Raw genomic sequence first — 19,698 nt, 5'->3', positions numbered from 1 at the left:
CCCCTTCGCCCCTTGTGGGTCCCACAGGGGGAGAAGGAGAATGCCCTATAGTGGCATCTCCGAGGTCTGCTTGATCGTCTGGCTGGGCACATCCGTCTTGACGTTCTGCACGCCCTTGATGCGGCTCAGATGCTCCGACTGGAAGCGGCGGTAGTCGTCGATGCCGGCGGCGACGATCCGCACCATGGCGTCGCAATCGCCCAGCATCAGGTAGCACTCCATCACTTCCGGGAACTTCGCCACCTCGGCGGCGAAATGCTCGATCGTGTCCTCGTCCTGTTGCTTCAGCCAGATGCGGGTGAAGAAGGTCTGGCCGCGGCCGATCTTGGCCGGATTGAGAACCGCGACATAGCGATCGATGACGCCGGCCTCCTCCAAGAGCTTGACGCGGCGCAGGCAGGGCGACGGCGAAAGGCCTACCTCCCTGGCTAGATCGTTGTTGGCCATGCGCCCGTCGCGCTGCAAGGCGCGCAGGATGCGCCTGTCGATCTCATCCAGCTTCATGGTGTCAAATTCCAACTTTTGATCAAAATACGCCATCTGCTGCCAAATATTTGCAGAAGCGGCATATCTTCGCAACCCGATTGCCGGGCGTTTCGGCTATGGTCCGGCAACCGATAACCGACAACCGAGCGGGAGAACGGCGGCCGCAAGGCCAGCCGCAGGCAAAGCCATGAGCATTTCCGAGATCGCCCTGGCCGAGGGCCAAAGCACCGATGGACGCGGCGCCGAGTTCCGGCGCGGGCTCGCCGCCTCGACGCCGGTGCTGCTCGGCATCATCCCCTACGCGCTGGTGCTTGGCGCGCAGGCCTCGCAGAAAAGCCTCGGCGTCGTCGAGGTGCCGCTGATGACCGGGCTCAACTTCGCCGGCGGCTCGGAATTCGCGGCCATCCAGCTCTGGACCTCGCCGCCGCATATCCTGCTGATCGCCGCCATCACCTTCTTGGTCAACAGCCGGCATTTCCTGATGGGCGCCGCACTTGAGCCGTTCATCAAGCATTTGCCGAAGCGACAGGTTCTTCCGGCGCTGTTCCTGATGTGCGACGAGAGCTGGGCCGTGGGCCTGGCCGATGCACAGCGGCGCGCCGCCGCCGGCCTGCGGCCGGCCTTCAGCCTGCCTTTCTATCTGGGCGCCGGCCTGCCCTTCTACCTCGCCTGGGTGGCGTTCACGACTTGCGGCGCGGCACTCGGGCCGGTGCTTGGCGACGTCGAAACATACGGCTTTGCAATGGCCTTCCCGGCCGTCTTCCTGGTGCTGCTTCGCGGCATGTGGAAGGGCGTTGCCGCGGCGCGGCCCTGGCTGGTCAGCCTGGTGGTGGCGGCGCTCGTCTATCTTGTCGTCCCCGGCGCCTGGTATGTGGCGGCCGGCGCGCTGTCCGGCCTGGTGGCCGCGTGGTTCCTGGCAGGTGAGAGATGATCGATCCGATGACCGTGCTCGCCATCCTGGCGATGGCCGGCGTGACGTACCTCACCCGCATCGGCGGCTATTTGGTGCTGAGGAACCGCACGCTCGGCCCGCGCGCCACGGTGGTGATGGCGGCCGCGCCCGGCTGCGTGCTGATCTCGGTGATCGCGCCGGACTTCGTCTCGAGGAACCCGGCCGACCTCGCCGCGCTGGCCATAACCGTGCTTGCCGCGACGAGGCTGTCGATGCTGCCGACCGTGGTGGTCGGGGTGGCTTCGGCGGGCGTGCTGAGGTGGCTGATGGGTGGCTGATCTCTCCCCCGACGGAGGAGACGCTTAACCAGCCCGCATTCCCCGCGCGCCGCCGGTCGCCCTTGCCACGATCGCTTCCAGCGGCTCGGGCCGGTGCAGGAAATAGCCCTGGCCATAGGCGACGCCCATGCCCATGAGAATCTCCAGCGCGTTCTTCTCCTCGATCTTCTCTGCCACGACGGCGGCGCCCATCGAGCGGGCGATGCCGGTGATCGCCGAAACGATCTCACGGTCGAAGCGGCTTTCGGCGATATGCTCGACGAAGGAACCATCGATCTTGATGGCGTCGATGGGAAAGCGCCTGAGATATTCGAACGAGCTCATGCCGGCGCCGAAATCATCGAGGCTGACGCGGCAATGGCGGAGCCTCGCCTTGCGCACGAACTCCGCCGCGGCATCGAAATTGGTGACGGCGGCGGTCTCGGTGATCTCGAAGCCGATGGCCGACGCCGGCGCGCCACTGTCGGCGATGGCCTCGTCGACGAAATCCCAGAGCTGCGGATCGGAAAGCGTCTGCGCCGACAGGTTGAAGTCGAGCGAGATGGCGCCCGCGCGCATCGCCTCGCCGTGGCGCGTCAGCGCGGCGCGGATAATCCAGCGGTCGAGCCGGGCGGCAAGGCCGAAGCGTTCGGCGACCGGCATGAAATCGCCGGGCGGGATCATCTTGCCGTTGCGGGCCTCGAGCCTGGCCAGCACCTCGACGTGGCGGCTGTCTTCCCATGGCTGGCCGAGCCGGTGGATCTCCTGGCCGAACAGCTTCAGCCGGCCGTCCTCCATCGCATCGACCAGGTCGGCGGCCAGCCGCGCGGCGTTGAGGCCGCCGGCGCCCGACGTCGTTTCAGGCGAAAACACCGCGAAACGGTCCCGACCGCCGGCCTTGGCGGCGTAGCAGGCATCGTCGGCGCAGGCGAGCGCGTCGGCCACCGTCATGTTGCGGTCGCGCACGAAGGCGATGCCGATGCTGGCGGCAAGCCTGCGCGAGGTGATGGCAGAGCCGAGATCGGCGTTGCGCACCGCGGCGAGCACCGCGCGGGCAAGGTGCTCGGCACAGGCGTCATTGCAGTTCGGCACCAGCAACGCGAATTCGTCGCCGCCGAGGCGGGCCGCCTGCGCCGACGCGGGCAGGCTGGCGAGGATGCCAGCCGCGACGCTCTTCAGCGCGAGGTCTCCGGCGGCATGGCCGGCATAGTCGTTGAGCGCCTTGAAGTAGTCGAGGTCGACATAGAACACGGCAAGCGGCAGCCGCCCGGCCATGGCGATGTTCTCGGCAAGCAGCCGGTCGAAGGCCGAACGGTTGAGCAGCCCGGTCAGGGCGTCGTGACGCGCGGCGAAGGCAAGCTCCTCGGCACGCCTCTTCTCCTCGGTGATGTCGCGCACCGTACCCAAAATCTGGCCGGCCGAGCCGACGCCAGCAATGAAACGCACCAGCGACTCGATATGGCGGACTTCGCCGTCACGAAGGACGATCCGGTATTGCGAGGCGACGACGCTGCTAGAGCCGGGCTCGATCTGGTGGGCCCTTTCGGTGGCGTCCTTGTCGTCGGGATGAAGATAGGTGTGCCACAGGTCGGCCGTCACCTCATCGGTATCGGCAACGAGGCCGAATATCTCGCGCGTGCGCGCGTCCCAATAGCTTTTCCTGGTGCCGATATCGTGGTGCCAGATGCCGGTGCCGCTGGCGGCAAGCGCGAGACGGAAGCGGACATTGACCTGCTCGAGCGCCGCCTCGGCCTCTTTCTGCCGGGTGATGTCGGTCTGCACGCCCATCAGCCTGAGCGGCTTGCCGTCGGCGTCGCGCTCGACAATGCCGCCGCGGTCGAGCACCCAGACCCAATGGCCATCCTTATGGCGCAGGCGCAGCTCGGTTTCGATGGAATCGACAATGCCCGCAATGTGCCGGTCGCCGCTCTCCTGCGCGCGCTGGCGGTCGTCGGGATGGGTGAGCTTCAGCCAGAGATCGGGCGTGTTGGCGAGTTCGTTCGCCTCGTAGCCCAGCATCTTCGACCAGGTCGGCGAATAATAGCAATCGCCGGTCGACAGATTCCAGTCCCACAAGCCGAGATGAGCCCGGTCGAGCGCCTGCGCCCAGAACTTGCCGTTGCGTTTGTCGTCGTCCGCCATTCTTTGTTCTTGCCGTCCCGTCGCAGCAATACTGCATGAAAGCAGAGAAGAAAGAGTTACCGGGGGCGGTTCAGCCAATCTCCCCCCTTGTGGGGGAGATGGCCGGCAGGCCAGAGGGGGGCGTGAAGGATCGCGGCGTTGCAGGAGTTTCGATCAAGGCTGCTGGCAAAGCTGTTCGCCTGCGACAGCCTGAAACGCTGGCGGGACAGCGCCCCCTCTGCCCTGCCGGGCATCTCCCCCACAAGGGGGGAGATTGCTAACCGCCCAGCCGTCTCCTCACCACCGCCGCATGGAAACGCGCGCCGTGCAGCAGGCCCTCGTCGTTGAAATCATAGGCGGGGTTGTGCAGCGGCGCGGTGCCGCCATTGCCCACGAAGACGAAGCAACCAGGGACATGGTCGAGGAAGCGGGCGAAATCCTCCGAGGCGGTCATCGGCTCAGCCGCGACGCGGACAGCGTCGTCGGCCAGAACCGTACGGGCCGCCGCAAGTGCCTCGTCCACCAGCGCCGCGTCGTTGATCAAAGGCACGAACTCGCGGGTGTAAGCGACTTCAGCCGCGACGCTATAGGCCTGGGCCGTGCCCTCGGCGATGCGGCGCATCTCCTTTTCGATCGCGGCGCTCACCTCTGGCCGGAAACTGCGGCAGTCGCCCAGGATGCGCGCCAGCCCCGGCAGCGCGTTGCGGGTCCCGTCGGTGATGAGCTCGGTCACCGAGACGACGCCGATATCGGCCGGGCTCAGGCGGCGCGAGACGATGGTCTGCAGGTTGACGACCAGCGCGCAGGCGGCGACCAGCGCCTCCTGACCGGCATGCGGTCGCGCCGCGTGACCGCCGAGGCCTTTAAGCACGATCTCGAAATTGTCCTCGGCCGACATGACCGGGCCGCTGCGGGTCTCGAAATGGCCGATGGGCAGGCCAGGCATGTTGTGCAGCCCGAATATCTCCTCGAAAGGGAAGCGCTCGAGCAGGCCGTCGTCCAGCATGGCCAGCGCGCCCCTGCCCCATTCCTCGGCCGGCTGGAAGATGAAGCGCACCGTGCCGTCGAAGCCGCCTTCACCGGCAAGCAGCTTTGCCGCGCCGAGCAGCATCGAGGTGTGGCCGTCATGGCCGCAGGCATGCATGGTGCCGGGTGTTTGCGAGCGCCAGGCCTGCGTGCCCTGTTCGGCAATGCGCAGCGCATCCATGTCGGCGCGCAGCGCGATGGCGCGATTGCCACTGCCGCGGGTCAGCGTGCCGACGACGCCGGTGCCGCCGACGCCTTCGGCCACCTCAAGTCCGAAGTCGCGCAGCTTTTGCGCGACGAACGCCGCTGTGCGTTTTTCCTCGAAGCCGAACTCGGGATGGGCGTGGAGGTCGCGCCGCCACGCCGTCATCTCGCTGTGCAAAGCCTGTTGGTCGAGTTCAGCCATCGTCGCCCCTCAAGCCCCTTTTCTCGACGCAATTCCGGAAGGTTACAGCGAAGTCGCCGAGCCCAACCGCTCGGCACTTTTCCTAGAATTGCTCTTTTCTTGACGCAATTCCGGACGGAAGGCTACGGCGAAGTCGCCGAGCCCAACCGCTCGGCACTTTTCCTGGAATTGCTTTCACGCAGTCTGCAGGAACACCTCTTCCGGCGCCATCCCGACCAGCTCGGCAAAGCGGCCGTGGTCGGTCGCGCCCTCCGAATTGATGACGAGCACGCGCGAATGCCTATCGAGGCCGAGCGCCGTGCGCTTGTGCCTGTCGCCCGCGGCGCGGACCAGCCCGGCGAGTCCTGCCCCGCCGCTCTCGCCGGAGACGATGGCCGGATCGCTGCCCAGCGGTCGCGCCAGCCGCTTCATCACCGCGACCGCGTCCTCCTCTTCCACCGTCATGAAGGCATCGCCGACGCGCGCCAGCACGCGCCAGGCGACCAAGGACGGCTCGGCGCATTCGAGCATCGTCATCACGGTCGGCTCCTGATTTGCGATCGTTGCCGGACGTCCGGCCTCAACCGAAGCGTAGACGCAGGCCGAGCGCCGCGGCTCGACCACCACGGCCTTCGGCCGGCTGGAGCCAAGCATCACAGCCATATGGCCGGCGACCGCCGCGGCGAAGCCGCCGACGCCGGCCTGCAGGAAGACATGCGTGGGCGGCTCTGCCATGCGCCGCAACGTCTCGCGCACGATCACCGTGTAGCCCTGCATGACCAGTCCGGGGACGCGCTCATAGCCCAGCCAGGACGTGTTGGAGACGATCTTCCAGCCGCGCTCGGCGCCGACGCGGGCGACTTCGCGCACCGCATGGTCATAGCCACCTTCGACCTCGACGATCTCGGCGCCGAAGCGGGCGATGGCCGCGACACGCTCACGGCTTACGCCGGCATGGACGAAGATCACCGAGCGCGCGCCGACGAGGCTGGCGCCCTGCGCCACGGAGCGGCCATGGTTGCCGTCGGTGGCGCAGACGAAGATCATGCTCGACGCGATCTCGCGCACCCTGGCGTCGTTTATCTCGCTGATATCGACATCGCGCCCGAGCCACTTGCCGGCCTCCTCCAGCACCAGCCGCATAACGGCATAGGCGCCGCCCAGCGCCTTGAAGGAGCCCAGGCCAAGACGCTGGCCCTCATCCTTGACGTGAAGCGCCGCAATGCCGAGCTTCTGGGCCAGCGCCGGCAAGGCATGCAGCGGCGTTTCCGCATGGTTGTCGCGCGCCTTGAGGTAATGCTCTGCCCGAGCGCCGCCGGCCATGCCGAGGGACTCGGCATCAGCGGCAACCAACGGCTGGTTGTATTCTGGACGTTGGTTGAGAAGCAGCATGCTAGTCTTCCTGCTAGGCACTGAATTCTGTTGGCGGGTGCGATTCCGGCGCGATTCCGGCGCCTTAATTGGCTAAGTGATTGATTTCTGTTTCGACCAGATGTCGCCGAATGTTCGCTTCGGAAGGATTCGATACAGCCAACTTGACTATTTTTGGTGGTATTTGGCCTGACGGCGTGCCGCCGAAACGCCGTAGACACCAGCCCCCTATCAGTCGGCCGCCAGCCGGGCGGCGACGCCGAGCAGGATGTCGGCGCCGGCAACAAGCTCGCTGGCGGCGGTGAACTCGGCCGGGTTGTGGCTGATGCCGCCCCGGCTCGGCACGAAGATCATCGCCGACGGCGCGATGCGCGCGATCATCTGCGCGTCGTGTCCGGCGCCCGAGGTCATGCGCCGGCATGAAAGGCCGGCGGCTTTGGCGCCATCCTCGATCAGCGAAACGATGCGGGCATCGAAGGTCACCGGCTCGAACCGCGCCAGGCTTTCGGCATGGATGATGACACCGGTGCTTGCGGCAAGCTGGTCGAGGAAAGCGGCGAGCGCGGTTTCCTCCTCGCGAAGGTGCGTTTCAACCGGGTCGCGCAGGTCGATGGTGAAGGTCGCCCGCGACGGGATGACGTTGATGGCGTTGGGCTCGAAAGCGATGGTGCCGACGGTCGCGACCGTGCGCGTCGACGACGCACTGGCCCGGTCCGCGAGAAAGCCGATCACCCGCGCGGCGGCGACGCCGGCATCGCGGCGCATCGACATGGGCGTGGTGCCGGCATGGTTGGCCTCGCCGTCGATGGTGATGCGCTGCCACGAAATGCCCTGCAGGTTTTCGACCGCGCCGATGGCGATGCCTTCGCGCTCCAGCACCGGCCCCTGCTCGACATGCAGCTCGACATAGGCATGCGGCATGAGGAAGCCGGGCTCGTGGTTACCGGCATAGCCGATACGCTCGAGCTCCTTGCCCAGCACCGTGCCGTCGATGCCGACCGAGGCCAGCGCTTCCCCGAGGCCGCGGCCGCCGGCAAAGACCAGCGAACCAATCATGTCGGGCGAAAAGCGCACGCCCTCCTCATTGGTGAAGGCGGCAACGACGAGCGGGCGCGCCGGCGCGAAGCCGGCCTCCTTCAGGCTCTCGATCGCTTCGAGGCCGGCAAGCACGCCATAGCAGCCGTCATAGATGCCGGCGTCGATCACCGTGTCGATGTGCGAGCCGAGCATGAGCGGCGCCTGGCTTTCGTTGGCGCCATCCTTCCATATCCCAAAAATGTTGCCGATGCGGTCGACGGCGACCTCAAGCCCTGCCTCTTCCAGCCAGCCGACAAGGCGGTCGCGGCCGAGCCTGTCCATGTCGGAAGCGGCGACGCGGACCAGCCTCCCCTGCGGATCGCGGCCGATACCGCCGAGCTCATGGATGCGGCCCAGGAGCCGGTCGGCGTTGATCGTCAGATTGCTCATGCCAGCAGCCTTGCGTCTGCGACCTCGTCCGGCGCCATGCCGACCAACTGGGCATAGCGGCCAGGATCCGTCGCGCCTTCGGAGTTGATGATCAGCACGCGGGAGCTGGAGTCGAGGCCGAGCGCCGCCCGTATCTTCCTGTCGCCGGCAGCGCGGATCAGACCGGCGAGGCCTGCCCCGCCGCTCTCGCCGGAGACAATCGCCGGATCGTTCGCCTTGGGTCGCGCCAGGCGGTTCATCACCGAGACCGCATCCTCTTCCTCGACCGTCATGAAGGCATCGCCGATCCGCGACAGCACGCGCCAGGCGACCAAGGACGGCTCATAGCATTCGAGCATCGCCATCACCGTGGGCTTGCTGTGCGCGATGGCGACTGGATGCCCGGCCTTGGCGGTGGCGTAGACGCACGCCGCCCGTGCGGGTTCGACCACGATTGTCTTCGGCCGATCCTCGCCAAGCCTGATGGCGAGATGGCCGGCCACCGCCGCGGCGAAGCCGCCGACGCCGGCCTGCAGGAAGACGTGGGTGGGCGGCTCAGGCAAACGCTTCAGCGCTTCGCGCACGATCACGGTGTAGCCCTGCATCACCAGTCCCGGAATGCGCTCATAGCCCGGCCAGGACGTGTCGGAGACGACGGTCCAGCCGCGCTCGGCGGCGACGCGGGCGGCTTCCCTGACCGACTGGTCGTAGTCGCCGGCAACGCGCACCATCTGAGCGCCGAAGCGGGCGATGGCCGCCACGCGTTCGTTGCTGACGCCCGAATGGACGAAGATGACGGAGCGCGCGCCGACGAGGCCGGCGCCCTGCGCCACCGAGCGTCCATGATTGCCGTCGGTGGCGCAGGCGAAGGTCATTTGCGCGGCGATCGCCCTCACCTCCGGCTTGTGCAATTCGTCGACATCGACGGCGCGGCCGAGCCGCCTGCCGGCCTCCTCCAGCACCAGATGCATGACGGCATAGGCGCCGCCGAGCGCCTTGAAGCTGCCGAGGCCGAGGCGCTTGCCCTCGTCCTTGAGGTAAAGGGCGCCGATGTCGAGTTCGCCCGCCAGCGCCGGCAAGGGATGCAGCGGCGTCTCGGCATGGTTCTCGCGCGCGGCAAGAAAGCGCTCGGCCTCCCCGGCGCCGGCGAGCCCAAGCGTCGCGGCGTCTTCCTCGGTCAGCGACTGGCGATGGTCCGGGTGGCGGTTGAGCAGGAACATGGGTCGGCCTTTCTGCGCCTTTGATGTGCTGAAATTTATTGCAAGCGAAGCGAGAAAGGCGCTCTGTTTTGGCACTTTAAATGCAAGTTTGTTTCGTCTGGAACGCTGCCATGTCCATTTCGCCCGAACTCGACGCCTTCGACCGCGCCATCCTCGCCATCCTGCAGAAGGACAACACCACGCCGCAGCGCGCCATCGGCGAGAAGGTCAACCTCTCGGCGCCGGCCGTGCAGCGGCGCATCAAGCGCATGGAGGAAACGGGCGTCATCCGCGCCAATGTCGCGCTGGTCGATCCGGCCAAGGTCGGCCACCCGATCACCATCTTCGTCGAGGTCGAGGTGGAGAGCGAGCGCGCCGAGTTGATCGACGCCGCCAAGCGCGGCTTTGCCCAAGTGCCCGAGGTGCAGCAATGCTATTACGTCACCGGCGAGGCCGATTTCATCCTCGTCGTCACCGTGGCGACGATGGCCGACTACGAAGCGCTGACCCGGCGGCTGTTCTTCGAGAACAACAACGTCAAAAGGTTTCGCACATTCGTGGCGATGGACCGGGTCAAGGTAGGGTTGGAAGTGCCGGTGGAGTGAGGCGTCGAAGCTGCCGATCTCCCCAACACGGGGGAGATCGGCAGTCATCCTGGCTTTCGCCGATCTCCAGCGTCTACTGGCTCGGCGCCATCGCGTGTTCGCACGACACTTTCGGGTTCATGTCGGCAAAGGTGCCGGCCGGGTTGCCTTTCCATGCCCAGACATGCAGTTCGTAGAACTCGCCCAGACCGTAGCGGTTGGGCGCGCTGTTGAAGTTGAACAGCTGGCCGTCGAGCGATGCCGGCCCCTTCGAGGTGATGTATTCGACCGCCACCAGCTTCAGCGCGCCGTCGGCCATCGGCTCGTACATGACCGCTTCCGGACGGGCGATATCGATCTTGCCGTCCTTCAGATACTGGCCGTTGACGTAGTGGATGCCCATGGCGCCGCCCGTGATGCCGCTGGCGCAAGGAATGGGCGCATAGCCCTCGGCCGTAGCGGCCTTGACGTCGAGAAACCGGCTGTTGGCCGCTCGCACCTTGTCGGCCAGCGGGCTGGCGCCGGACACGGACGCAGCCGCATGCTGATGCGCCTGCGCGAAGGTCGTGAAGGCCGTCAGCGCGGCCGCTGCCATGAGAAGCCTGTTCCAAAAGTGTGGTGTCATATTCATTCCGTTCTTCCTGAAAAGCACGGCTTGCCGGCCGCCAAAGATGGCGGCGCGACAGGCAAGCGCCGTGGCTGTTTGTGCTTGATGATCGCGGGTTCGATGCGGCGGCTGCCGATCATCCCTTCGGCAGGTACGAGATCGTTCCGGCCAGGTCGGTGTTGTCGATCAGCTGGAACCGGCTGTCGCTGCCACCCTGGCGGGCCGACACGAAGGGGGCGTAGGCCGGATCATTGGTGAAGGCGTGCGCCGCCGCTTCCGATGGGAAGGCCATCAGCGCGATCAGCGTCGTGTCGAGGGGCTTGCCCTCGAGCGTCTTCACATTGCCGCTGCGCGCCAGATATCTGCCGCCGTGCTTGTGAACGAGGTCGTGCACGGTCGCGGCGTAGTTCGGTATCCATTTCGGATCTTTCACCTTGATATCCGCGATAAGGTAAGCGGTCATGGTCAGTCTCCTGGTTGCTGCGCACAGGGGTATCCCGTGCGTCGGCCAAAACGGCTCGCACGGCAGGGCTCGCGCCAACCAGTCCGCGATCTGTACCGGGCCGGTACAGTTTCTGTACTCGCCGCTTCATTCATGAAGGTCTAATGTTCCACCCAGCTTCGAGGGAGGACACAGATCATGGCCCAGCACGGATACAAGCAGTTCTGCCCGCTATCGATGGCCGCCGAGGTGCTGTGCACCCGCTGGACGATGGTGCTGATGCGCGAGCTGGTGGCGGGCTCGACCCGCTTCAACGACCTGCGCCGCGGCGTGCCGAAAATGTCGCCGACCCTTCTGTCGCAACGGCTGAAGGAGCTGGAGCTGGCGGGGATTGTGGAGCGCCGGGAAGTCCCCGGCGAGAAGGGTATCTTCGACTATCGGTTGACCGAGGCGGGACGCGATTTGCGCCCGGTCGTCGAGGCAATGGGCTTTTGGGGACAGAAATGGGTCGAGTCCAGGCTGTCGTTGAAGAACCTCGATCCGTCCCTGCTGATGTGGGATATGCGGCGTAATCTGAACCCCTCGCCGCTGCCCGAGGGAAGAACCGTGATACAATTTCTGTATCAGGATCTCCCGGCGTCGAAACGCTCGTGGTGGCTGATCGTCGAGAAGCATGGTGAGGTCGATCTTTGCTGGTACGATCCGGGCTTCGAGGTCGACCTCTACGTCTCGACCGATCTCCACACGATGACCGCAATCTGGATGGGCTTGCTGACCGTCGAGACGGCCGGCGTGAAGGTCGTTCTGACCGGCGACAAGGCCATCGGCAGGAAGATGCAAACCTGGCTCGGGCTCAGCCCGTTCGCGGTCGAACCCAAGCGCGCAGCCTGAAGGCAGGCTTCGGCGATCCAGCCACGGTCGGCTGATCGCTCAAAGCCATGAAATCAAAGCTTGCCACGGTTGCCGTCCTCGGCCGCCGGCGCCAGCCACCTTGCATATACCTCGCCGACAATGCCGCGCCGGAAGATCAGCACGCAGATCATGAAGATCAGGCCGGTGGCGATGGTCACCGGGAAGCCCGAGGTGGCCAAGGTGTTTTCGAGACCGACGACAAGGCCCGCGCCCGCCACCGGACCGACCATGGTGCCGATGCCGCCGAGCAGCGTCATCAGGATCACCTCGCCCGACATCTGCCAGGTGACGTCGGTGAGGGTCGCGAACTGGAAGACGATCGCCTTGGTCGCGCCGGCGAAGCCGGCAAGGGCCGCCGACATGACGAAGGCGGCGAGCTTGTAGCGGCCGACCGAATAGCCGAGCGAAATGGCGCGGTTCTCGTTTTCTCTTATCGAGCGCAGGATCATGCCGAAGGGCGAATTGACGATGCGCCAGATGGCGAAGACGCCGATGAGGAAGACGGCGAGCACGAAGAAATACATGTTCATGGCGGCGTTGAGGTCGATGACGCCGAAGAGGTGGCCGCGAGGCACGCCCTGGATGCCGTCCTCGCCCTCGGTGAAGGGCGCCTGGACGCAGAAGAAATAGAACATCTGCGCCAGCGCAAGCGTGATCATCGAGAAATAGATCCCCTGCCTTCGGATGGCGAGGAAGCCCATGACGAGGCCCATGCCCGCGGCACCTGCGGTGCCGAGCAGGATGGCTGCCTCCGGCGGCCAGCCCCAGGCTTTCACGGCGTAGGCGCAGAAATAGGCCGCACCGCCGAAGAAGGCGGCATGGCCGAAGGAAAGCAGGCCGGTGTAGCCGAGCAAGAGGTTGAAGGCGCAGGCGAACAAGGCGAAGCACAGCATCTTCATGACGAAGATCGGATAGACGAAGAAGGGCGCGGCGATCAGCGCCACGATGCCCAGCGCTATCAGTGCCCGTTCGAGCCTGAGCGAGGCGGCGGCGCGTTCCTGGTGAAGGGTTGCCTCGCTCATCTCAGGCATCCCTTCCGAACAGGCCGGCCGGGCGCAAGAGCAGCACGATCACCATGATGACGAACACGACCAGGTTCGAGGCCTCCGGGTAAAAAACCTTGGTCAGGCCCTCGGCTAGGCCGAGCATGTAGCCGGTGACGATCGCGCCCAGGATCGAGCCCATGCCGCCGATCACGACGACGGCGAAGACGACGATGATCAGGTCCGAACCCATCAGCGGGCTGACCTGGTAGACGGGAGCGGCGAGAATGCCGGCGAGCCCCGCAAGGGCCGCGCCCAGCCCGTAGGTGAGCGTGAGCAGCAGCGGCACGTTGACGCCGAAGGCCTGCACCAGTTGCGGGTTCTCGGTCGCCGCGCGCAGATAGGAGCCAAGCCTCGTCTTTTCGATCAGCAGCCAGGTGCCGATGCAGACGATCAGCGAAGCCACCACCACCCAGCCGCGATAATTGGGCAGGAACATGAAGCCGAGATTGGTTCCGCCGGCGAGCAGCGTCGGCACGGCATAGGGATTGCCCGAGACGCCGTAGTAATAGCGGAACACGCCTTCGATCACCAAGGCGAGGCCGAAGGTGAAGAGCAGGCCGTAAAGCGGGTCGAGGCGGTAGAGCCGCGACAGCGCGAGGCGCTCGACCGCCATGCCGAACAGGCCGACGATAAGCGGCACAAGGACCAGCGCCGGCCAGTAGCCGATGCCCAAATGCACCAGCAGCAGATAGCCGATGAAGGCACCCAGCATATAGAGCGCGCCATGGGCAAAATTGATGATGCGCAGCAGGCCGAAGATAACAGCGAGGCCGAGGCTGAGCATGGCGTAGAAGGAGCCGTTGATCAGGCCGACAAGGAGCTGCCCGAGCAAGGCCTGGATGGGGATGCCGAAGACCGTCAACATGGCGCGATCATACCCCCAGCACTTCGTGCAACTTGTCGGTGTGCGCGGACAGCTGGCCGACGGCAAAACCCTCCACCACCTTGCCGTGGTCCATCAGGTAGAAGCGGTCGGCGATGCGGGCGGCGAAGCGGAAGTTCTGTTCCACCAGCAGGATGGTCATGCCGCGCTTCTTCAGCGTCGCCAGCAGCTCGCCGATGCGCTGGACGATGACCGGCGCCAGGCCTTCGGTCGGCTCGTCGAGCAAAAGCATCTCGACGCCGGTGCGCAGGATGCGCGCAATCGCCAGCATCTGCTGTTCGCCGCCGGACAGTTTTGTCCCTTGGCTGTTGCGGCGTTCCTTGAGGTTGGGGAAGAGCTCGAAGATTTCTTCCACGCTCATGCCGCCCTTGGCCACGACCGGCGGCAGGATCAGGTTCTCGTCGACGGTGAGGGTCGCGAAGATGCCGCGCTCCTCCGGCACGAAGCCGATGCCCTGATGGGCGACGCGGTGAAGCGGCAGGCCGATCAGGTCCTTGCCGTTGAAGGTGACGGAGCCGGTGCGCTTGCGGATCAGGCCCATGATGGCGCGCAGCGTCGTCGTCTTGCCGACGCCGTTGCGGCCGAGCAGCGTCACGGTCTCGCCGCGCCTGACATCGAGGTCGACGCCGTGCAGCGCATGGCCTTCGCCATACCAGGCGTGGAGGTCGCGCACGGCAAGCAGCGGCTCACTCATGCTCCGTCCCCATGTAGGCGACGCGCACGCGCTCGTCCTGGCTGACGGTGGCATAGTCGCCGGCCGCCAGCACCTGGCCGCGCTGCATGACGGTTATCCAGTCGCAGAGGTCGGCAACCACGGTGAGGTTGTGCTCGACCATCAGCACGGCGCGGTCCTTCGCCAACGAGCGGATGATGCCGGAGATCATGCCGACATCCTCATGTCCCATGCCGGCCATCGGCTCGTCGAGCAGAAGCACTTTCGGGTCGAGCGCCAGCGTGGTCGCGATCTCCAGCACGCGCTTGCGGCCGTAGGAAAGATCGCCGGCGAGCCGATGCGCCGCGTCGTCAAGACCTACGATGGCGAGCAGCTCGCTCGCCCTTGGCGTGAGCTGATCCAGCGCGGCGACCGGGCGCCAGAACTGGTAGCCGAGCCCGCCCGGACGCTGCAGCGCCACGCGCACATTGTCGAGCACGGAAAGATGCGGAAAGATCGCCGATATCTGGAAGGAACGGACGAGGCCCATGCGCGCCACTTTAGCCGGCGGCGCGCGGGTGATGTCGGTGCCGAGCAATTCGATCCTGCCGCTGGTCGGCTGCAGGAATTTGGTCAACAGGTTGAAGATCGTGGTCTTGCCGGCGCCGTTCGGGCCGATCAGCGCATGGATTTTTGCGTGAAGGACGTCGAGGTCGACATCCTTCACCGCGACGAAGCCGGCGAAGTCGCGCCTGAGGCCGCGGGCGGAAAGCACCACCCGCGGCGTCTGATCGGTGCTGTCCGGGCGAACAGCGGTGGCGGTGTCGAGCGTCACTTGGTGACGAGCGGGCAGCCGCTGTCTTCGGCCTTCATGAAGGCCTTGTCGCCAGGAATGGTCGCCAGATAGGTGTAGTAGTCCCAGTCCTTCTTCGATTCTTCCGGCTTCTTGACCTGGTAGAGATACATGTCGTGCACCATCGAGCCGTCGGCCTGCACCTTGCCGTTGGCGGTGAAGACGTCGTTGACCGGCATTTCATGCAGTTCCTTGGCCACGGCCTCGGTCTCGTCGGTGCCGGCCTTGTCGATGGCCTTCAGATACTGCGTCACCGCCGAGTAGGTGCCGGCCTGGATCATGTTCGGCATGCGGTTGGTGCGCTTGAAGAAGCGTTGGGCGAATTCGCGGCTCTTGTCGTCGCGGTCCCAGTAAAAGCCTTCGGTCAGCACCACGCCCTGCGCTGCCTGGAGGCCGAGCCCATGCACTTCGGCGAGCGTGAAGAGAAGTGCCGCCAGCCGCTGGCCGCCGGCGACGATGCCGAATTCCGCCGCCTGCTTGATCGAGTTCGAGGTGTCGAGGCCGGCATTGGCAAGCCCGACGATCTTGGCGCCGGAGGACTGCGCCTGGAGCAGGAAGGAGGAATAGTCGGTGGAGCCGAGCGGATAGCGCACCTCGCCCAGCACCTTGCCGCCGCTGGCTTCGACCAGCTTGGCGGTCTGGTCCTTCAGCGAATAGCCGAAGGCGTAGTCGACGGTGATGAAATACCAGCTGTCGCCGCCCTGCTTGACCAACTCGCCGCCGGTGCCGACAGCCTGCGAATGGGTGTCATAGGCCCAGTGAAAACCATAGGGCGAGCACTGCTTGCCGGTGAGGTCGGTGGAGGCTGCGCCGGTGACGATGTCGATCTTCTTCTTTTCCTTGGAAAGCCCCTGGACGGCCAAGGCCACGGAAGACGTCGTGAGCTCCATGATCGCGTCGACCTGCTCGGTGTCGTACCACTGGCGCGCGATGTTGGAGGCGATGTCGGGCTTGTTCTGATGATCGGCGCTGACGATCTCGATCGGCGCGCCCTGCACCTTGCCGCCGAAATCCTCGACCGCCATCTTGGCGGCCTCGACCGACCACTTGCCGCCGAAATCCGCATAGACGCCCGACTGGTCGTTGAGGATGCCGATCTTGACCTTGCCGTCGGAGATTTCGCCGGCCGCGGCCGGCATTGCGGATGCCGCAAGGAGCGCGGCCGAGACGAGATAGGATGCTTTCACTGGTGGTTCCTCCCATATGGCAGCCATGGGAAACGCGGCTGCCTCGCGATGGTTCAACAGTTCCTTCGGATTTTGGATTGGAGCCTCGATCCCGCTCTGCCGCTCCTCCTCTCGCGGGTCCTCTTGTTTGCGGGCTGGGCCACGGCGTGCCTTGGGTGCACGGGCGCGAGCCTAGCACCACATGTCGCGGGCCGAGAATGCTATTTTCGTAGCATGGCAGAAGATTGGGATGACCAGTTGCCGGAGACGGTCAAGGGGCGGTCGTATGGTGATGAGGCGCCCCGGGACGGTCAAGCACGAGCGGCGGCTTTTCTGTCCTTTGTGTTGCCCTGATCGGCCAAGTGGTAAGGGACGATCAGGACCTCTGCAGGGATATGCCATTCACGATTGAGCTTGAAAGCCATGTCCATCGTCAGCGCTCGCTTGCGGGCTAGAATCTCAGATGCACGCGACGCTGACCCGAGCAGCTTTATCAGCGCTTGCCTGCTGAGATTGGCCATCTCCATATGAGCAGTGATCGCATCCACCGGGTCGGTTTCCGCGATAGGGTAGTGTTTTGTCTCGTATGCTTCGATAAGTTCAGCAAGAACATCGAAACGATCGGCGTCAGGCGTGCCGGGAACGGGCTCCTTGTCAAAATAGCGAGTGATCTCCGCAATCGCCCAATCGTAATCGGCTTCGGTCTTAATGGGTCGGATGTTGTCCATCACACCTTCTCCGCGTCTATCTTGTCGTACTCGGCGTGAGTGCCGACGAATTTGATGAGCACTCTCTTGAACGTGTAGCTTGCATGCACAATCAGCCGGTACTTATTGCCCGCAATGTCGAACACCAGACGGTTATCAGCTACGAAATCGACATTTGCGCCGAACTGTTCCTTGACGTCAGCCGGTCCCTTCCAGTCGACCTTGCTCGATGCATTGAACCAGGCCGTCAGCGGCATTCTGGATTGCGGATGCTTCGCCCAGAAGGTGACGAGCGTTTTCCTGCTGACGATTTGCATGCACCCATATAGCCATTTCCCAAACTGGGAACAAGCGGTACTTACCCAAACTGGGAAATATCCATCTCATCGACGCCCGCTCACCACGGCAGCCGCTTGCCGTCGCGGAAGAAGCCCCCGGTCGGGCCGCCGTCGGGCAAGGTCGCGGCCCAGACGATCCCGGCCGCTCCCTGCGCGACGGGGCGTCCGCCGGGACCGCCCATGTCGGTCGCGACCCAGCCGGGGCAGATCGAGTTGACCAGCACGCCCGCGCCGTGCAGCTCCGCGGCCAGGATGCGGGTCAGCGCGTTGAGCGTCGCCTTGCTGGTCGAATAGGCCGGGGCGCCGGCGCCCATCGAAGCGAGCGAGCCGCCTTCCGACGAGACGTTGACCAGCCGGCCATGGCCGGAGGCACCGAGCAGCGGCGCGAAGGCGGCAGCGACGCGCCAGGCGCCGAAGACATGGTCTCGAAGGCCTCGCGGATCACCGTCCAGTCGGGCTTGAGCGCGCGCGCAGAAGGGTCGTAATGGATGGCGGCGTTGTTGACCAAAATGTCGAGCCGGCCGAAGCGGCGCTCGACCTCGGCCGCGGCGCGCGCTGCCGCCTCGGACGCGGCGACATCCAGCGCGATGGCTTCGACCTTGCCGCCAAGCCGCTTCGCCGCCGCCTCGCCCTTGGCGAGGTCGCGCACGCCGATCAGCACGGTGAAGCCGAGTTCGGCGAGCTGGCGCGCCGTTTCCAGACCGATGCCCCGGTTGCCGCCGGTGACGAGCGCCACCTTGCCGGAATGATCTGTGCTGCCGGTCATTGCTTCCGCTCCTTCGGTTGTTCGTGTCGACAGCAAGATCGCATCGATCGCACCGATTGATTAGAGTGAAGAGTTCGCAATCATTATGCGATTCAGTTCATGAGTGACGGGCAATTCCGAACCCCAGCAATATTCACCGCTGCCGAGGAACGCTATCGCATCTGAAAGCGCAGCCTCGCGGGTCGCTACGCGCTCACCTTTGCCCAATGCGCGAGGGCGACGACGCGCCGGACACAATCCAGAAACAAGATTCAACAGTCGGGAAAAACTCGCGAAAAGAGCGCCTGTCATAAGCGGCACCGGAGCAGCCGATGATTTGCGGCGCGCGACACAGGACATTGTTCTTAACCAAGGAATGCCGATTATGAAAAAGACCGTTCTTTCCGCACTCGGCCTTGCCGTCGCGCTCGCTTTCGCGGTGCCGGCGCTGGGCACCACCGAAGCCAACGCCGCCGCGACGACCACCGCGACCACGACCACGACGACTGCTCCGGCCGCGACCACCGAGACGGCCAAGCCCGCCGCCAAGGCCGAGCACAACAAGCATCATCGCAAGCATCACCGCCGTCATGCCCGCAAGCATCATCACGTGAAGAAGCACTCGAAGCATCACGCCAAGAAGCATCACGTGCGCAAGCACCATGTGAAGAAGCATGTTGCGAAGAAGGCCGCATAAGGCCTGACGCGGTTCGAACTTCATGACCGGATGATCCCGGACCGCTTGCAAAGGGTTCAGGATCATCGCTTCCCGAAAACGCCGTCCTCCTTCCGGGCGGCGTTTTTGTTTGCGTCTACGGCTTCTTCTTCTGCGGGTGGATCGTCTCGCCGCGCTTCAGCATCGCCACCAGATCGGCGATCTTCTTCTTGCGGCCCGCCTCGGTCTTCATGTTGTGGGTGCGAAAAGCGAGCGCGAACCGGTTCTGCGCCGAAAGCTTCTCCAGCATTGCCCTTGCCTTCGGCTCGGCATCGATCGCGGCCTGCAGGTCGGGCGGGATGGTCATCTCCTTCGACCCGCCATAGGCGCGGTCCCAGCGGCCGTCGGCCTTGGCCGCCTCGACCTGCTTGAGGCCATGCTCGGTCATGCGGCCCGCCTCGATCAGGCGCGCGACATTGTCGATGTTGATCTTGCTCCAGATGCTCTTCCTGCCGCGCGGCGTGTAGCGCTGCAGGAAACTCTTGTCGTCGAGCGACTTGCGCACCGCGTCGATCCAGCCGAAGCAGAGCACGACGTCGATCGCCTCCTTCGGCGTGATCGAGGCGAGACCAGAACCGACCTTATGGACCTTGATCCAGACCTCGCTTTCGCCAGCGTGGTTGTCGGCCAGCCAGGCATAGAAGCTGTCTGCATCGGGGAACTCGCGCACCTTGTCCGGGTCGACCTTTATCGGGGCCATCGTCACCTCGTCTTCCGTCGCCACCAGTGTGGATGATTCCGCAGCGGTTGTAGCGACGGCTGGTGCCAATTTCTGTCAGCAGGCGCCAAACGGCTGGATCCGAGG

22 protein-coding genes and 1 pseudogene are annotated in these 19,698 nt (G+C 65.0%); 5 read left to right on the top strand and 18 right to left on the bottom strand.

The annotated features are described in order from the left end of the window. Positions 1-45: 45 nt before the first annotated feature. Complete coding sequence (locus FJ418_RS20835) at positions 46-504, bottom strand: Lrp/AsnC family transcriptional regulator (protein WP_140640880.1); 459 nt, start codon at positions 502-504, stop codon at positions 46-48. A gap of 169 nt (positions 505-673) precedes the next feature. Between FJ418_RS20835 and FJ418_RS20830 the strand changes: the two genes are divergently transcribed. Both FJ418_RS20830 and FJ418_RS20825 read left to right on the top strand, forming a co-directional pair. Continuing rightward, positions 674-1,417 (top strand): AzlC family ABC transporter permease, encoded by a 744-nt coding sequence (locus FJ418_RS20830; protein WP_140868822.1) that lies wholly within the window; start codon positions 674-676, stop codon positions 1,415-1,417. Next, entirely contained in the window at positions 1,414-1,716 is a 303-nt protein-coding gene (locus tag FJ418_RS20825; protein WP_140868820.1) for an AzlD family protein, read from the top strand. The genes FJ418_RS20830 and FJ418_RS20825 overlap by 4 nt, the downstream gene beginning before the upstream one ends. Positions 1,717-1,740: 24 nt before the next feature. Here FJ418_RS20825 and FJ418_RS20820 read toward each other — a convergent pair whose 3' ends face one another. The 5 genes from FJ418_RS20820 to FJ418_RS20800 all read right to left on the bottom strand — a co-directional run bounded on the left by FJ418_RS20820 (position 1,741) and on the right by FJ418_RS20800 (position 9,264). Then, positions 1,741-3,837: an EAL domain-containing protein gene (locus FJ418_RS20820; RefSeq protein ID WP_140640874.1), complete on the bottom strand. Its 2,097-nt coding sequence runs from the start codon at positions 3,835-3,837 to the stop codon at positions 1,741-1,743. Between the two features lie 256 nt (positions 3,838-4,093). Further along, the gene (locus FJ418_RS20815) at positions 4,094-5,248 is read right to left on the bottom strand and encodes a M20 aminoacylase family protein (RefSeq protein WP_140868818.1); all 1,155 of its coding nucleotides are present in this window, start codon (positions 5,246-5,248) and stop codon (positions 4,094-4,096) included. A 174-nt stretch (positions 5,249-5,422) separates the two neighbouring features. Continuing rightward, positions 5,423-6,619: a diaminopropionate ammonia-lyase gene (locus tag FJ418_RS20810; protein WP_140868816.1), complete on the bottom strand. Its 1,197-nt coding sequence runs from the start codon at positions 6,617-6,619 to the stop codon at positions 5,423-5,425. A 210-nt stretch (positions 6,620-6,829) separates the two neighbouring features. After that, positions 6,830-8,065 carry a Zn-dependent hydrolase gene (locus tag FJ418_RS20805; protein WP_140868814.1) on the bottom strand — a complete coding sequence of 412 codons (1,236 nt, stop codon included), beginning with the start codon at positions 8,063-8,065 and terminating at the stop codon, positions 6,830-6,832. Then, positions 8,062-9,264: a diaminopropionate ammonia-lyase gene (locus FJ418_RS20800; protein ID WP_140868812.1), complete on the bottom strand. Its 1,203-nt coding sequence runs from the start codon at positions 9,262-9,264 to the stop codon at positions 8,062-8,064. Before FJ418_RS20800 ends, FJ418_RS20805 begins: the two co-directional genes overlap by 4 nt. A gap of 110 nt (positions 9,265-9,374) precedes the next feature. On the opposite strand from FJ418_RS20800, the gene FJ418_RS20795 reads away from it, so the two are divergent. Next, positions 9,375-9,848 (top strand): Lrp/AsnC family transcriptional regulator, encoded by a 474-nt coding sequence (locus FJ418_RS20795; RefSeq protein ID WP_140868810.1) that lies wholly within the window; start codon positions 9,375-9,377, stop codon positions 9,846-9,848. A 73-nt stretch (positions 9,849-9,921) separates the two neighbouring features. On the opposite strand, the gene FJ418_RS20790 is transcribed toward FJ418_RS20795, so the two are convergent. After that, entirely contained in the window at positions 9,922-10,422 is a 501-nt protein-coding gene (locus FJ418_RS20790) for a hypothetical protein (RefSeq protein WP_140868808.1), read from the bottom strand. 148 nt (positions 10,423-10,570) lie between these two features. Continuing rightward, positions 10,571-10,897, bottom strand: coding sequence for a DUF1330 domain-containing protein (locus tag FJ418_RS20785; protein WP_140868806.1), 327 nt, complete (start codon positions 10,895-10,897; stop codon positions 10,571-10,573). A gap of 177 nt (positions 10,898-11,074) precedes the next feature. On the opposite strand from FJ418_RS20785, the gene FJ418_RS20780 reads away from it, so the two are divergent. After that, positions 11,075-11,767: a helix-turn-helix domain-containing protein gene (locus FJ418_RS20780; protein WP_140785385.1), complete on the top strand. Its 693-nt coding sequence runs from the start codon at positions 11,075-11,077 to the stop codon at positions 11,765-11,767. A gap of 53 nt (positions 11,768-11,820) precedes the next feature. On the opposite strand, the gene FJ418_RS20775 is transcribed toward FJ418_RS20780, so the two are convergent. The 9 genes and pseudogenes from FJ418_RS20775 to FJ418_RS32585 form a co-directional block, all read right to left on the bottom strand. Then, a complete protein-coding gene (locus FJ418_RS20775) occupies positions 11,821-12,819 on the bottom strand; it encodes a branched-chain amino acid ABC transporter permease (RefSeq protein ID WP_181167014.1) in 999 nt (332 codons plus the stop codon). Then, complete coding sequence (locus FJ418_RS20770) at positions 12,812-13,699, bottom strand: branched-chain amino acid ABC transporter permease (protein WP_140645512.1); 888 nt, start codon at positions 13,697-13,699, stop codon at positions 12,812-12,814. The genes FJ418_RS20775 and FJ418_RS20770 overlap by 8 nt, the downstream gene beginning before the upstream one ends. A 7-nt stretch (positions 13,700-13,706) precedes the next feature. After that, positions 13,707-14,411 carry an ABC transporter ATP-binding protein gene (locus FJ418_RS20765; protein ID WP_140868802.1) on the bottom strand — a complete coding sequence of 235 codons (705 nt, stop codon included), beginning with the start codon at positions 14,409-14,411 and terminating at the stop codon, positions 13,707-13,709. Continuing rightward, positions 14,404-15,204 carry an ABC transporter ATP-binding protein gene (locus tag FJ418_RS20760; protein ID WP_140652044.1) on the bottom strand — a complete coding sequence of 267 codons (801 nt, stop codon included), beginning with the start codon at positions 15,202-15,204 and terminating at the stop codon, positions 14,404-14,406. The genes FJ418_RS20765 and FJ418_RS20760 overlap by 8 nt, the downstream gene beginning before the upstream one ends. After that, a complete protein-coding gene (locus tag FJ418_RS20755; protein WP_140652046.1) occupies positions 15,201-16,409 on the bottom strand; it encodes an ABC transporter substrate-binding protein in 1,209 nt (402 codons plus the stop codon). The genes FJ418_RS20760 and FJ418_RS20755 overlap by 4 nt, the downstream gene beginning before the upstream one ends. A 290-nt stretch (positions 16,410-16,699) precedes the next feature. Further along, positions 16,700-17,116: an XRE family transcriptional regulator gene (locus tag FJ418_RS20750; RefSeq protein WP_140645508.1), complete on the bottom strand. Its 417-nt coding sequence runs from the start codon at positions 17,114-17,116 to the stop codon at positions 16,700-16,702. Further along, positions 17,116-17,412 carry a type II toxin-antitoxin system HigB family toxin gene (locus FJ418_RS20745; RefSeq protein WP_140652049.1) on the bottom strand — a complete coding sequence of 99 codons (297 nt, stop codon included), beginning with the start codon at positions 17,410-17,412 and terminating at the stop codon, positions 17,116-17,118. Before FJ418_RS20745 ends, FJ418_RS20750 begins: the two co-directional genes overlap by 1 nt. An 80-nt stretch (positions 17,413-17,492) precedes the next feature. Next, positions 17,493-17,813 (bottom strand): SDR family NAD(P)-dependent oxidoreductase, encoded by a 321-nt coding sequence (locus FJ418_RS32590; protein ID WP_281407582.1) that lies wholly within the window; start codon positions 17,811-17,813, stop codon positions 17,493-17,495. Between the two features lie 107 nt (positions 17,814-17,920). Next, positions 17,921-18,199: pseudogene (locus FJ418_RS32585) on the bottom strand (SDR family NAD(P)-dependent oxidoreductase); the annotation flags it as partial. Positions 18,200-18,563: 364 nt separating this feature from the next. Here FJ418_RS32585 and FJ418_RS20735 point away from each other — a divergent pair. Next, positions 18,564-18,875: a hypothetical protein gene (locus tag FJ418_RS20735; protein ID WP_140868800.1), complete on the top strand. Its 312-nt coding sequence runs from the start codon at positions 18,564-18,566 to the stop codon at positions 18,873-18,875. 115 nt (positions 18,876-18,990) lie between these two features. Here FJ418_RS20735 and FJ418_RS20730 read toward each other — a convergent pair whose 3' ends face one another. Further along, the gene (locus tag FJ418_RS20730; RefSeq protein WP_140868798.1) at positions 18,991-19,593 is read right to left on the bottom strand and encodes a YdeI/OmpD-associated family protein; all 603 of its coding nucleotides are present in this window, start codon (positions 19,591-19,593) and stop codon (positions 18,991-18,993) included. Positions 19,594-19,698 lie beyond the last annotated feature (105 nt).

The organism is Mesorhizobium sp. B2-8-3, assembly GCF_006440815.1.
Lineage (GTDB): Bacteria > Pseudomonadota > Alphaproteobacteria > Rhizobiales > Rhizobiaceae > Mesorhizobium.
This window is presented reverse-complemented; position numbering and strand designations above follow the sequence as displayed.